Below are 13,354 nucleotides of genomic sequence, written 5' to 3'. Positions count from 1 at the left end.
AAAATTAAAGCATTTTGTTGTAGAATTCAACGACAAGTGCTTCGTTAATTTCTGGGTTGATTTCATCACGTTCTGGCAAACGAGTGAGTGTTCCTTCCAATTTTTCAGCATCGAATGATACAAAAGCTGGACGTCCAAGAGTAGCTTCAACAGCTTCAAGGATAGCTGGAACTTTCAATGATTTTTCACGAACAGAAATCACTTGACCTGGAGTAACACGGTAAGATGGGATATCCACGCGTTTTCCGTCAACAAGAATGTGACCATGATTAACGAATTGACGTGCTTGACGACGAGTAGTTGCCAAACCAAGGCGGTAAACAACGTTGTCCAAACGACGCTCAAGAAGAGTCATGAAGTTGAAACCAAGGGTTCCTTCTTTGATTTTAGTAGCTTGTACGAACAAGTTACGGAATTGTTTTTCACCCAAACCGTATGAGAAACGCAATTTTTGTTTCTCAGCCAACTGCAAACCGTATTCAGAAAGTTTTGAACGGTTGTTTGGGCCGTGTTGGCCTGGTACGTAGTTACGACGTGCCAATTCTTTACCTGTACCTGTAAGAGACAAGCCAAGGCGACGTGATTGTTTCCATGATGGTCCTGTATAACGTGACATGTTATCAGTCCTCCTCTAAATAAAATATATTGAGGAAATAACGTCTTTTGAAAATCCTAGTTCGTGCAGGTGCCCTTCGCCTAAACAGCCAAGGTTACTTATTTTTCAAGACACCTGTTGACGAGCTCCATATTTTCATGCTGCTATTTCACACAAAGTTTAGTATAACACAAAAAAAAGGCTCTGTAAAGCCTTTTTTACTAGTTTTTCATACCCAGAAGACGCAAAACTTCTTCCTTATAGTGTAACTTAGCCAGTTCTGGCTGATCTGTATCCCGCCAATCCATATGCAGCTCTGCGACGATTGTCCCAGGTTTATGATTGAGAACATAGATGCGATCACTGAGCTTGATGGCTTCATCGATACTGTGAGTGATGAGAATAGTTGTCAATTTTAGCTGCTCATGAATGTCCAAATACCAGTCGTGTAGGGCCATCTTGGTCATTTCATCTAGGGCACTGAAAGCCTCATCTAAGAGGAAAAGATCCTGACCAAAAAGATAGGTCCGAAGCAAAGCAATTCTCTGGCGCATCCCGCCACTTAGCTCATGAGGATAGCGATCTCTGACATCCTTCAAACCAAATTCTACCAACAAATCATCAGCCTGACGGGCCGCCTCTGCCTTTTTAATCCCCTGAATAATCAAAGGTAGAATAACATTGCCCAAGATAGTCTTATGCTCTAGCAGTAAATCCTTTTGCAACATATAGCTAACCTTGCCCTTGGGATTTTCCTCCCCATCCACCAAGATTTGTCCTTCATCAAGAGACAAGATACCGGCAATCAGGTTGAAAAGGGTAGTTTTCCCTACCCCACTCGGTCCTATGATGGAGACAATCTCCCCTTGGTCCACATGAAGGCTAATACCTTGCAAAATAGGTTGCTGGTCATAGGAGAAGGTCACATTGTTTAGTTCAATTTTTTTCATTTACTTGAGGTATTCATTTGAAAAACCTTGGTCTTTCAAGTCACTTTCTAAGATTCCTTTTTCATGAGCCCAAGCGTAAAAAGCATTCCAGCGGTTGGCATCGAAAGAACCCCAGTTTTCAGGATCAGAGGCATAGTGATTGGACAGATAGGACTGGGAGGCATAGACAAAGTCTTTTTGTCCTTCCAGAGCTGGTGCATGTTTCATCAGGATATCTGCACTCTCTTTTGGATGCTCTATAGCATACTGGTAACCTTTTTTGATAGCTTTAAGGACCTTCTTGGCCTGCTCAGGATTTTCTTTTAGATAGTCATTGTTTGCGATAATCACTGGTGAATAGTAATCAAACTCCGGTGCAAAGTCTGTCAAGTAGAAATAGTTCGTTTTCATACCTTCTTGCTCTGCCATAATCCCATCCCAGCCGTAGTAAATCCAGGCTGCATCAAAAACTTTATTGCCGATAGGAGTGATAGAATTCGCATCTGTATTGGGAACTTTTTCAACCTTTGCAAAATCGCCACCCTCTTCTGAGACCAGTGTCTCAAGCATGGCTAGCTCAATAGGATCATTCCATGTACCATATTTCTTACCAACCAAGTCTTTTGGACTCTGAATATCTGCTTCTGCAGCTGAAATAATCCCTGAAGTATTGTGCTCAACCAAGGCTGCAACAGCTGTGATACCCGCTCCCTTTTCTAGTTTTTTAGCCATGGAATCTTGGAAATAGATAGCAAAAGGAGCCTTTCCATTGATAACCAAGTCGGATGAACTATCCTCAGGTGGTAACTTAATATCCACCTGAACTCCCTCTTCTTCAAAATACCCTTTTTCCAAGGCTACATAGAGACCTGTATGGTTGGTATTTGGCGTCCAGTCTAGGATAAAGTCTATCACTTTTTCCTTGGATGCTTCCTGCTTATTAGACGTGCATGCTGCTACGGCAAATAGTGAGGCTGCTAACATCCCTATACCTGGTAAAATAAATTTCTTTTTCATTACTTTTTCTCCTTATTTTGTTTTGGGTTTCCATTTGATGACCTGTCGTTCATTGATTTGGACCAGTTTCATAGCTAAAAGACTGATGATAGAGACCCAGATAATGATGGCAAACATCGTATCATATTGGAAAAGTTTTTTGGACTGTATCATATAAACACCTAAACCTTCAAAGCCACCCAGCCATTCGGAAACAACCGTTGTGATGAAAGCATAGGAAACGCTGACCCGCAAGCCTGCATAGAAGTAGGGGAGGGCACTAGGAATTTTAAAATGCCAGAGCACCTGCCAGGGCTTTGCCCCCATGAGTTGAAAGAGCCTGATGCCGTCCGTATCACTCTGCCGAAAACCATCTAAGATATTAACGATAATAGGGAAGGTAGTCGTCAGAATAATAAGGACAATCTTTGGCAAGATGCCATAGCCTAGCCATAGTACCAGAATCGGAGCTAGCGCAATGGTGGGAATGGTCTGTATCACCACCAAAATGGGGTAGAACATCTCATTGACCCAGCTAAAACGATCCATCAGAAGGGCTAGAACACAGGCAATCACTATCCCTAGACTTAAGCCCAAGAGAGCAGTTTGCAGAGTGTAGAGACTATGCTGCCACAGTAAGTCGCGATCACGGATAAAGGCTTGTAAAATTTCAATGGGAGTTGGAAGGATATACTTAGGCAAGACTTGGAGAAATCCAGCGCCTTGCCAGCTCATCAGAAGCAGAATAATGCCCAGACTGCTAGTCTGTTTACGAATGATATGTTTCAATATTTCCCACTTTCTTTTCTAAAATAAAAAAGCACACTCCTCCATGGAAATGTGCATAAAAATACTGTCATTTTATCGTTCCCTACGCTAGCATTACCTAGATCAGGTGCGGTCGAAGCTTACACTTCCTCTCAGACTGTACACAGACTCCCATATGTCCTCATCATAACGAAAAACCTTGTAAAAGTCAAGCTAGACTGCTTATTGTCTGCTATAGAGTAAAAGACTAATGGTTCAGCGAACCATTAGTCTAAATAATGAATCAAAATCTTTTCTGTCAAAATATCAGAATAGGTATAAGATTCTACAAAAGTATTGTTGGGATCTTCGTATTCTACAATAAAGAGAGATTGGTAGACTTCGACAATCCGTCCCTGCTTATTTTTCTCCCGCTTGCGGCCGTTTTCAAGGGTCAATTCAACAATTTTTCCCTCATGTTCCTTGATATCTTGCTTGATTTGCTTCATCTTAGCAACATCTGTAAATGCGTCACTCATTCTTATTTATCCTTCCTCTCGCTTGGAGATACTTGAAAACTTATTGTATTCTTTCTGGAACATCAGCTCGACAGAACCACGTGCACCTGAACGGTTCTTCTCGATAATGATTTCGACAGTATTGTTTGGAATGCTGCCCTCTTCCTCTTCGTTGTGATAATAGTCATCCCGGTGGAGAAAGGCAACAATATCCGCATCCTGCTCGATAGAGCCTGATTCCCGCAAATCAGACAACATGGGACGCTTGTCCTGCCGCTGTTCGATAGAACGGGAGAGCTGACTAAGAGCAATGACTGGGACTTTCAATTCCTTAGCCAAAATTTTTAATTGCCGGGATATTTCTGACACTTCTTGTTGGCGGCTCTCACGACCATTACCGGTAATCAGTTGCAGATAGTCAATCAAAATTAGGCCGAGATTACCAGTTTCCTGAGCTAATTTGCGAGCCCGTGAGCGAATCTCCGTAACCCGAATACCCGGAGTATCATCAATATATATACTGGAGCGAGCTAGATTAGACTGAGCAATCATGAGTTTTTGCCACTCTTCATCTGTTAGCTGTCCTGTACGAATAGAGCGTGAATTGATAACTCCTTCTGAAGCCAACATACGATCCACTAGACTCTCCGCTCCCATTTCAAGCGAGAAAATCGCCACGGTCAAGCCTAGCTTTGTACCAATATTTTGAGCTACATTAAGAGCGAAAGCTGTCTTACCAACTGCAGGACGAGCAGCCAGGATAATCAATTCTTCTTCATGGAAACCTGTCGTCATCATATCCAAGGCTGGATAACCAGAAGCAATCCCCGTAATGTCAGAAGTCTGCTGGGATCTAGCTTCCAGATTTTCAAAGTTAAGATTGAGGACATCATCAATCTTCTTAAAACCGGACCGGCTAGCTCCTTCACTAACATCAATCAGGGCTTTTTCTGCGTTGGCAATGATAGTATCCGAATCATCTGAACCATCGTAAGCTTGGTTAACAGAGTCCGTCAACCGCTCAATGAGCTTGCGAAGATTGGATTTCTCAGAGACAATTTTGGCATAGTATTCTGCATTGGCCGATGTCGGAACCGAATTGATAACCTCAGCTAGATAAGCCAAACCACCGATGTTCTCTAGATCCCCATGATTGGCCAAGTAGTTACGCATAGTCGTAGCATCAATGGCCTCATTTCGTTCAGAGAGAGCAACCATAGCTGCAAAAATCAAGCGATGAGCATGCTTAAAAAAGTCCTCAGCCTCAATATATTCACGGACAAAAACCAGCTTACCTTCATCGATGAAAATGGCGCCTAAAACGGATTGCTCCGCCAAAATATCCTGGGGTGGCATGCGCAATTCATCTACTGCTACCAAAATCTCACCTCCCTGCTCTTTTTGATTGTTTTAAGCTTCTTTGATACTTAATTGAATAATGCCTGTCACATCATGATAAAGTTTGACAGGTACCTCCACTAAACCAACCGAGCGAAGAGGGTGGTCTAGTTGGATATTGCGTTTATCTACCTTAATACCAAATTGCTTGGCAAGTTCTTCTACGATTTTTTTACTAGTAATCGAACCAAAAGTACGCCCATCAGGACCAACTTTCTCCACAAATTGGACCAAAGTTGTTTCCTGAGCTAGTTGATTCTTGATATTTTCTGCCTCTGCAACCATTTCTGCATGAGCTTTTTCTTTGGATCTTTCTTGACCACGAAGTGCACTAATCGCTTGATTCGTTGCTTCCTTGGCCAGTTTTTTCTTAATCAAAAAATTTTGAGCATAGCCAGTTGGGACCTCCTTGATTTCCCCTTTTTTCCCCTGACCTTTCACATCTGCTAAAAAGATAACTTTCATGCTTTTCTCCTATTCTTCTTGCAATTCTTCTAAAATCTTGTTCATAAGCTGAACTTGAACTTCAACAATAGACTGGTCATAAATCTGGGCTGCAGCAAGATTAAAATGACCACCTCCACCCAAGCTCTCCATAATCCGTTGAACATTGACCTTACTACGACTTCGAGCTGAAATAGCTACGAAATCTTTAACATTTTTAGTCACAACAAAGACTGCTTCAACACCAGCCATATCCAAAATAGCATCGGCAGCCTTACTAGGCACGACATTATCATAGCTGATTGACTCATCTCCACAGACCAAAATAATGTCCTCAGTGATTTTTTTCCCACGTAAAATCAATTCATTGATAAGGCGGTATTCTTCAAAATCCGTTGCCGCGATCTGTTGAATCTCTAGACTGTCACTACCTCTTGTACGTAGGAAACTAGCCACATCGAAAGTCCGACTGGTCACGCGTGCCGTGAAATTCTTGGTATCCAGCATAATCCCAGCCATCAACAAACTAGCTTGTAGACGGTTAAGTCTGTGGTGCTTATCATTTTGAAACTGGATAAGCTCAGTCACCAATTCACTGGCAGAAGAGGCTCCACTTTCGATATAGGTCAGAACTGAATTGCTAGGAAAATCAGTGTCTCTGCGGTGGTGATCAACTACTACTACCTGTTCAAAGAGATTGTAGAATTCCTTACACAGGGTCAAACCAATCTTAGAATGATCTACCATAATCAGAAGGGACTGCTCGGTCACCATCAGTTTAGCTTCTTCAACAGTCAGGAGATTGGAGCAATTTTCCTCCCGCAAGCGCTCAATCGCACGCGCAATATCTGGTGACATCTCTGCCTTATCAAAGACTGTGTAAGCATTATTCATAACATTCTGGGCAAAATGCTGCATACCCACAGCTGCTCCCAGAGCATCCATATCCAAGTTGCGATGACCAACCACAAAGACCGCATCCACTGTCTTTAATTTGTCTGAAATAGCCGTCATCATAGCCCTTGTCCGAGTGCGGGTTCGTTTAACAGCGGAGGCTGAACCACCACCAAAGAAGAGCGGCTGCTTGCTTTCATCATTTTCCTTGACCACCACTTGGTCACCACCACGTACCTCAGCCATATTGAGGTTTTGTAGGGCCAGTTGCCCAATCTGCTGGTGATGGCCTTCTCCGTAAGCCATACCAATACTAAGGGTCAATGCTAACTCCAGCCCCTTGGCCTCCTCGCGGAACTTATCAATCAAGGAGAACTTACTGTCAATCAAGGATTCCAAAACAGAGTAATCTGTAAAAAGGTAGAAACGGTCCATGGTCCCACGGCGGTAGTAAATTGAATACTCATGGGCAAATTCGGACACAAATTGGGCCAAAAAACTATTGACCTGACTAATCTGCGAATCAGATAAACTATCCTCTAGCTCATCGTAGTTGTCCACTGAGATAATTCCAATTACAGGACGACTCCCCACTAGGTTAGAGGTTGCCTTATACTCAGTTGAAGCATCAAAGAAGTAAAAGAGCCCTTGGTTATAGTCTACATTAACAGCATAACGCTTACCAGCAAAATCAGCATATTGACGGTCTTTATCTAAACCGACATCCACGATTTCTCGTAATTTTTTTTGGTCAAACTCCCCATTTTCTTGGGCAAAAATCAGCTCTGCATAGGGATTAAACCATTCCACATGGTTATCTTCCTTGCGGATTTTGATGACACCAACTGGCATCTGATCTAAAAGCTGCATAAGACCAGAATTAGCCTCTTCGTTGAGATACTCAATCTGCTCCAACTCACTCATCTCATAAGATTTTTTCTGATAAATAAAGAGAAAAATCAAGAGCAAGAAAGCCCCAAAGACTGCCAACAATGTCATTGGTGGTCCAGGAAAAAGGCTGTGCAGGACAGCGACGATACCAAATAAAATAAGTCCAATCATTACAAAATGAAGGGTTGAAAGTCGAAATTTCTTCATCATTAACCTCTGGTTGCCATTTTAACACAAAAGCGCCTAAAAAGCTACCTTGTCTTGTGAATCACTCGCTTCTAAATAAGAAAAGATAGCTCCTTTAGCTATCTTTTGCCTGCTTCTTTGAAATCGAGCGACTGCGTCCTTCCAGATACACCATGAGAATGGAGATATCCGCTGGGTTGACACCGGAAATCCGACTAGCCTGACCAATCGTTTCTGGAGCGATTAATTTAAACTTCTGCCTAGCTTCTGTTGCAATGGAATCAATATCATCCCAATCGATATCTGATGGAATTTGTTTTTCTTCCATCCGTTTCATCTTCTCCACTTGATCCAAGGCCTTAGAAATATACCCTTCATACTTTGTCTCTGTCTCGATTAGTTCAATGGTTTTTGCAGATAACTCTTCTGCTGCTGGCCCGATAAAACTGACGACATCTGCATAGGTCACTTCAGGGCGACGCATAAATTCTTGGGCAGTCAAGGCATCTGTCAAAGGTTTGAAGCCCATTGCTGTCACTTTATCATTTGTTTCCTTAATAGGCTTCAGTTTGGTTGACTTGAGACGAGCCATCTCATTATCAAACTGATTTTTATGAATCTGGAAATGCTCCCAGCGCTCATCACTAACCAATCCAACCTGACGACCAATTTCGGTCAGCCGCATATCAGCATTGTCATGACGCAAAATCAGACGGTATTCTGCTCGACTAGTCAGAAGACGATACGGTTCAACGGTTCCCTTAGTAACCAAATCATCAATCATAACCCCGATATAACCATCGCTACGTTTGAGAATTAATTCTGGCTTCCCTTGAACCTTGAGTGCAGCATTGATACCAGCCACGATTCCTTGTCCAGCTGCTTCTTCATAACCCGATGTTCCATTAGTTTGTCCTGCAGTAAAAAGACCAGAAATCGACTTGGTTTCAAGAGTGCCCCGCAACTGATGAGGCAGAACCATATCATATTCAATAGCATATCCTGTACGCATCAACTCCGCATTTTCCAAACCAACAATCGAATGCACCAAATCCTTTTGCACATCTTCTGGCAAACTGGTGGAGAGGCCTTGAATATAAATTTCATCTGTATCTCGCCCCTCTGGTTCAAGGAAAAGCTGGTGGCGTTCTTTATCCGCAAAACGGACAATCTTATCCTCAATAGATGGACAGTAACGAGGACCCACACCCTTGACAATCCCGGAAAACATAGGAGCTCTGTGAAGGTTTGCATTGATGATTTCATGACTGGTTTGATTGGTATAGGTTAACCAGCAAGGAATTTGGTTTTGTAAGTAATCTTCATCTTTAGATAAGAAAGAAAAATGATTCGGTTTCTCATCTCCAGGCTGGATTTCAGTCACCTCATAGTTGATGCTCTTTGCATTGACACGAGGAGGTGTCCCAGTCTTAAAACGACCAATTTCAAGTCCCAATTCCTTGAGATTATCAGCCAACTTAACAGAGGCTAAACTATTGTTAGGACCAGATGAGTATTTCAAATCACCAATAATGATTTCTCCTCGCAGGGCCGTCCCAGTGGTGACAATAACTGCCTTTGCACCGTACAGTTGATTGGTTGCGGTGCGTACCCCCACGACTTGTCCCTGCTCCACCAAAATCTCATCAACCATGGTTTGGCGCAGAGTCAAGTTCTCTTGCTTCTCCACAGTCCGTTTCATTTCACGGGAATAATCTGCCTTATCAGCTTGAGCTCGTAAAGCGCGAACAGCTGGCCCTTTACCCGTATTGAGCATCTTCATCTGGATATAGGTTTTGTCGATATTACGGGCCATTTCCCCACCTAGAGCATCAATTTCCCGCACCACAATCCCCTTAGCAGAACCACCAATAGAAGGATTACAGGGCATAAAAGCAATCATGTCCAAGTTAATCGTTGCAAGCAAGGTCTGACAACCCATCCGAGCTGTTGCCAGTCCCGCTTCTACACCAGCATGACCAGCACCAATAACGATGACATCAAAATTTTCTGTAAATATATTTGTCATTTCATTCTTCCTTAATAATTGATAATATGTTTTAGTTGACCATTCCAACTCTTCATTTCCCTTTGCAAAAAGTCCGGTCGGACATCCAGATGTTCCAAATCATCTATCGAAACCCATTCACAAGGGAAGCGACAATCGGCTTCCACCATCATATTTGGTGTTTTTTCCAAAGGTTTGACCATGTAGTGAAATTCAATATTGTGAAATTTTTTCTCTCCAACCTTAAACCAGTTTTCAACCACAAAAGCTAGTTCTATGACCTCCACATCCATCCCTAATTCTTCCTTTGTTTCACGAACCACAGCCTGATTTGTACTCTCGTTCACTTCTACCGCTCCACCAATGGTGTGATAGCTGTCACCTCTCTTGGTTAAAAAAATCTTGCCATCTTGTACAATCAAGGCCACTGCCCTGACACCAAAAACCTGATTGGCAATCTGCGTTCTGAAATCCATCACAAAACTCCTTGTAAAAAACACAAAAATAGTCAAAACTCTCGAAAACTGTACGCCAAAAAGACCTACAATTCCCATGAGCTTTGACCATCATGATTCTTGTTGCATTTATTGTATCAAATGACTTTTAAAAGTCAATCATTTTTTATTACACTTCACATCTTAGATTTACATGACTGTAAATACATGTTCAACGAAATTCACCGTTTGGCTAGACTGAGTTGACATAGGTATTTCTAAAGATATAGAGTACAGGATGAAGATTTTTTCAAGAGTCTAGATATACTGACAAGCTACACCATCCTTATAGGCCATATCAATCATACCACCACCTAAACATTCCTGACCATCATAGAAGACAACAGCCTGACCTGGTGTAATTGCACGTTGAGGTTCGGCAAAAACAACTTCTGCCTTATCTCCTTTTACCTTTACAGTAACTTGACTATCAGGTTGACGATAACGAAACTTAGCTGTACATTCAAATGTGAATTCATCAGGCATGTCACGTGTAAAGTGAACTTGACTGGCGTGTAAAGAAGTTGACATGAGGCTTTCATGATAAAAACCTTGACCTACATATAGGATATTCTGTGATAAATCTTTCCCCACCACAAACCAAGGAGCATTATCACCACCATGCTGACCACCAATGCCCAAACCACCACGTTGACCGATAGTATAGTACATGAGTCCAGCATGCTCTCCCATATCTCGACCATCTATTGTCATCATGCGACCTGGCTGGGCTGGAAGGTATTGACCAAGAAATTCCTTAAAGTTTTTTTCACCGATAAAACAAATTCCAGTTGAGTCCTTTTTCTTAGCAGTTGCAAGACCTGCTTCTTCTGCAATAGCACGAACCTCAGCTTTTTGCAAATGTCCGAGCGGAAACATGGTTTTTTGCAATTGTTCTTGAGACAGTTGGCTGAGGAAGTAGGTTTGATCCTTTCCATTATCAGCTCCACGCAACATATGAACAAGGTTATCTTCCCCTCGCATTACCTGCGCATAATGACCAGTTGCAACATAGTCAGCTCCCAAATTTGTGGCATAATCCAAAAATGCCTTAAATTTGATTTCCTTATTACACATAACATCAGGATTAGGCGTCCGCCCTGCGCGATATTCTGCTAAAAAATATTCAAATACCCTATCCCAATACTCTTTTTCAAAGTTTACAGAGTAGTAAGGGATACCGATTTGGTCTGCAACTGCAGCCACATCCTTGTAATCTTCTGTGGCCGTACAAAAGCCATTTTCATCTGTATCGTCCCAGTTTTTCATGAAAATGCCAATCACATCATATCCTTGCTCTTTTAACAAAAGTGCAGTAACAGATGAATCGACACCACCACTCATACCCACAACGACACGAGTTTTAGAGTTATCACTCATAGTATTTCTCCCATCAAAATAAAGATACTCTCGTCTTGAAAATCCAAAAATATGAAAACAGCAGAAAATCTTCTGAATGTTCTTCTTTTTTGGACTTAGACCGAGTCCAATTTTCTAACTTAGACTTGAAGGGTCTAGTTCATCAAAAAACGATTTGAAGGTCGATTTTGAAGGCGCTATTTGCGCAAGTGTTATTATAACAAGTTTTGCCCAGAAAGCCAACTAGATGAGAAAAAAGTTCAGGGTCCTTACTTTTTTGCTATAATAATACAAGTACTTTAATCGGAGGTTTCTTATGACAATCCTTTACTTTATCCGGCACGCTGAGCCAAATTATGAAAACCACGATGACTTTACACGAGAGTTAACCCACAAAGGTTTACAATCTAGTAAAGAAATTGTAAACCTGTTTGATAAAATCCAAATTGATGCCTTCTACTCCAGTCCCTACATCAGATCTGTCGATACCATTAGACCACTTGCTGAAAGTCGTGGACAAGTCATTCACCGAGTTGCTGATTTTAGGGAAAGGAAAATAACTGACCACTGGATTGAGGATTTTACAGATTTCACAGAGAGGCAGTGGGCTGATTTCAATTATCATCTCTCAGGAGGGGAATCTCTTGCCCAAGTCCAAAAACGAAATATTGAGGCTCTCCAGAACTTATTGAATCAACACGAGGATGAAACGATCATTATTGGAACCCATGGTACAGCCCTTTCCACTATTATCAATTATTACAACCCCAACTTTCAACTAAAAGATTTTCAAAGGGTAAAAAATCTGTTTCCTTGGATTGTCAAATTTACATTTCAGAAAACAACTTGTTTAACTATTGATGAAATATATTGAGATGAGGGAGAAAATGAGGTTTTTTACCACCAATACTTATTATTTCATAAATAAGATTCCAGATGATATCAATGGTTGTGGCTAATCCATACTCCTCTAGCTAAGAATGAACATATACAGCATACATTAAGTTGAGAGAGAATAGAATAGATTAAGAAGATCGCTCTAAAGTTGACATCGTAATTGATAAATTGACAAACTTGTCAATTTCTATAGCATATAAAGAATGAAGAACTTTACAATATCAAGTACGACTTTTCAATAAAATCACTAGATTAAAAAGAACATGGAACTTTCCCCATGTTCTTTTATATGTTTTGTAAGTACTTCTCTATTAATACCAACCCTTAGCATTCGAGTGCGCAAGTGCTGCAACCCATGAACCATAACGGTTACGAACATAAGCATCTGCCACACGCTCTTGATTTTCTGGAGAAAGATCTCCATTGAGATAGGTAAGCATCAACTGATAACGACCGTAGAATTGGCCATTTTGAGCTGTGTAAGAACCACCTGATTCCCGACGAGCAATTTCTTCTTTCGCAGCAGCTTCTTCTGGACTTAACTCTGAAGTATAACCACCAACTGTAACTGGAATAGTTTGAGCTGGTGCAGGAGTAGTATATTCTGCACCTGGCTGGACTTCTGGAGTCTGGGATGCTACAACAGAAACTGATTCAGGAGTTTGAGCTGGTTTTGCAATAGAGTTTACGACTTGCTCAGTAGCGGCAGTCATAGCTTGATTCGTTTTCAAAACCTGACCAATCATAATCAAATTTTTATTTTCAATCTGATTAAGGTATGCTAATTCATCAACTGTTGTATGAAAAGCAGAGGCAATTTGTGATAGTGTATCACCAGGCTTGACAGTATAGGTCTCCGCCTGAATGCTAGCCGGTAGTAAAAAACTTGAAATTAACAAGAAACTAGCCATCAAATATTTCGTTTTTGAGAATGTCATAAAATATTTCCTTTCATTCCGTAGATTCCATTATACCCTACTTTTGTTACTTTTTCTTTT

13 protein-coding genes are annotated in these 13,354 nt (G+C 41.4%); 1 reads left to right on the top strand and 12 read right to left on the bottom strand.

Translation table 11 applies throughout. From position 1 onward, the window contains the following. Positions 1-4: 4 nt before the first annotated feature. The 11 genes from rpsD to mnmA all read right to left on the bottom strand — a co-directional run bounded on the left by rpsD (position 5) and on the right by mnmA (position 11,480). Complete coding sequence (rpsD, locus tag F602_RS0103375) at positions 5-616, bottom strand: 30S ribosomal protein S4 (protein ID WP_018166554.1); 612 nt, start codon at positions 614-616, stop codon at positions 5-7. Between the two features lie 200 nt (positions 617-816). Continuing rightward, positions 817-1,545: an ABC transporter ATP-binding protein gene (locus F602_RS0103370; RefSeq protein ID WP_018166553.1), complete on the bottom strand. Its 729-nt coding sequence runs from the start codon at positions 1,543-1,545 to the stop codon at positions 817-819. Then, the gene (locus F602_RS0103365) at positions 1,546-2,541 is read right to left on the bottom strand and encodes an ABC transporter substrate-binding protein (protein ID WP_018166552.1); all 996 of its coding nucleotides are present in this window, start codon (positions 2,539-2,541) and stop codon (positions 1,546-1,548) included. A 12-nt stretch (positions 2,542-2,553) separates the two neighbouring features. Further along, complete coding sequence (locus F602_RS0103360; RefSeq protein WP_156801848.1) at positions 2,554-3,255, bottom strand: ABC transporter permease; 702 nt, start codon at positions 3,253-3,255, stop codon at positions 2,554-2,556. Between the two features lie 299 nt (positions 3,256-3,554). Further along, positions 3,555-3,806: a Veg family protein gene (locus F602_RS0103355; protein ID WP_018166550.1), complete on the bottom strand. Its 252-nt coding sequence runs from the start codon at positions 3,804-3,806 to the stop codon at positions 3,555-3,557. A gap of 6 nt (positions 3,807-3,812) precedes the next feature. Next, positions 3,813-5,165 (bottom strand): replicative DNA helicase, encoded by a 1,353-nt coding sequence (gene dnaB, locus F602_RS0103350; protein WP_018166549.1) that lies wholly within the window; start codon positions 5,163-5,165, stop codon positions 3,813-3,815. A 30-nt stretch (positions 5,166-5,195) separates the two neighbouring features. Continuing rightward, complete coding sequence (gene rplI, locus F602_RS0103345) at positions 5,196-5,648, bottom strand: 50S ribosomal protein L9 (RefSeq protein WP_018166548.1); 453 nt, start codon at positions 5,646-5,648, stop codon at positions 5,196-5,198. Between the two features lie 9 nt (positions 5,649-5,657). Beyond that, entirely contained in the window at positions 5,658-7,619 is a 1,962-nt protein-coding gene (locus tag F602_RS0103340) for a DHH family phosphoesterase (protein ID WP_018166547.1), read from the bottom strand. A 94-nt stretch (positions 7,620-7,713) separates the two neighbouring features. Next, a complete protein-coding gene (gene mnmG / locus F602_RS0103335) occupies positions 7,714-9,627 on the bottom strand; it encodes a tRNA uridine-5-carboxymethylaminomethyl(34) synthesis enzyme MnmG (RefSeq protein ID WP_018166546.1) in 1,914 nt (637 codons plus the stop codon). Positions 9,628-9,638: 11 nt separating this feature from the next. Further along, positions 9,639-10,082 carry an NUDIX hydrolase gene (locus F602_RS0103330; RefSeq protein WP_018166545.1) on the bottom strand — a complete coding sequence of 148 codons (444 nt, stop codon included), beginning with the start codon at positions 10,080-10,082 and terminating at the stop codon, positions 9,639-9,641. A 276-nt stretch (positions 10,083-10,358) separates the two neighbouring features. Beyond that, complete coding sequence (gene mnmA / locus F602_RS0103325) at positions 10,359-11,480, bottom strand: tRNA 2-thiouridine(34) synthase MnmA (RefSeq protein WP_018166544.1); 1,122 nt, start codon at positions 11,478-11,480, stop codon at positions 10,359-10,361. A gap of 295 nt (positions 11,481-11,775) precedes the next feature. Between mnmA and F602_RS0103320 the strand changes: the two genes are divergently transcribed. After that, on the top strand, positions 11,776-12,333 hold the full coding sequence (locus tag F602_RS0103320; protein WP_018166543.1) for a histidine phosphatase family protein: 558 nt from the start codon (positions 11,776-11,778) through the stop codon (positions 12,331-12,333). A 334-nt stretch (positions 12,334-12,667) separates the two neighbouring features. Here F602_RS0103320 and apf read toward each other — a convergent pair whose 3' ends face one another. Next, the gene (gene apf, locus F602_RS0103315; RefSeq protein ID WP_018166542.1) at positions 12,668-13,294 is read right to left on the bottom strand and encodes an aggregation-promoting factor; all 627 of its coding nucleotides are present in this window, start codon (positions 13,292-13,294) and stop codon (positions 12,668-12,670) included. Positions 13,295-13,354 lie beyond the last annotated feature (60 nt).

Origin of the sequence: Streptococcus minor DSM 17118 (genome assembly GCF_000377005.1) — a bacterium.
In the GTDB taxonomy this organism is placed as follows: domain Bacteria; phylum Bacillota; class Bacilli; order Lactobacillales; family Streptococcaceae; genus Streptococcus; species Streptococcus minor.
This window is presented reverse-complemented; position numbering and strand designations above follow the sequence as displayed.

Excerpts from the sequence above, each read along its gene's own strand:
- rpsD (WP_018166554.1), bottom strand. The coding sequence starts at position 616 with ATGTCACGTTATACAGGACCATCATGGAAACAATCACGTCGCCTTGGC.
- F602_RS0103370 (WP_018166553.1), bottom strand. The coding sequence starts at position 1,545 with ATGAAAAAAATTGAACTAAACAATGTGACCTTCTCCTATGACCAGCAA.
- F602_RS0103365 (WP_018166552.1), bottom strand. The coding sequence starts at position 2,541 with ATGAAAAAGAAATTTATTTTACCAGGTATAGGGATGTTAGCAGCCTCA.
- F602_RS0103360 (WP_156801848.1), bottom strand. The coding sequence starts at position 3,255 with ATGAGCTGGCAAGGCGCTGGATTTCTCCAAGTCTTGCCTAAGTATATC.
- F602_RS0103355 (WP_018166550.1), bottom strand. The coding sequence starts at position 3,806 with ATGAGTGACGCATTTACAGATGTTGCTAAGATGAAGCAAATCAAGCAA.
- rplI (WP_018166548.1), bottom strand. The coding sequence starts at position 5,648 with ATGAAAGTTATCTTTTTAGCAGATGTGAAAGGTCAGGGGAAAAAAGGG.
- F602_RS0103340 (WP_018166547.1), bottom strand. The coding sequence starts at position 7,619 with ATGAAGAAATTTCGACTTTCAACCCTTCATTTTGTAATGATTGGACTT.
- mnmG (WP_018166546.1), bottom strand. The coding sequence starts at position 9,627 with ATGACAAATATATTTACAGAAAATTTTGATGTCATCGTTATTGGTGCT.
- F602_RS0103330 (WP_018166545.1), bottom strand. The coding sequence starts at position 10,082 with ATGGATTTCAGAACGCAGATTGCCAATCAGGTTTTTGGTGTCAGGGCA.
- mnmA (WP_018166544.1), bottom strand. The coding sequence starts at position 11,480 with ATGAGTGATAACTCTAAAACTCGTGTCGTTGTGGGTATGAGTGGTGGT.
- F602_RS0103320 (WP_018166543.1), top strand. The coding sequence starts at position 11,776 with ATGACAATCCTTTACTTTATCCGGCACGCTGAGCCAAATTATGAAAAC.
- apf (WP_018166542.1), bottom strand. The coding sequence starts at position 13,294 with ATGACATTCTCAAAAACGAAATATTTGATGGCTAGTTTCTTGTTAATT.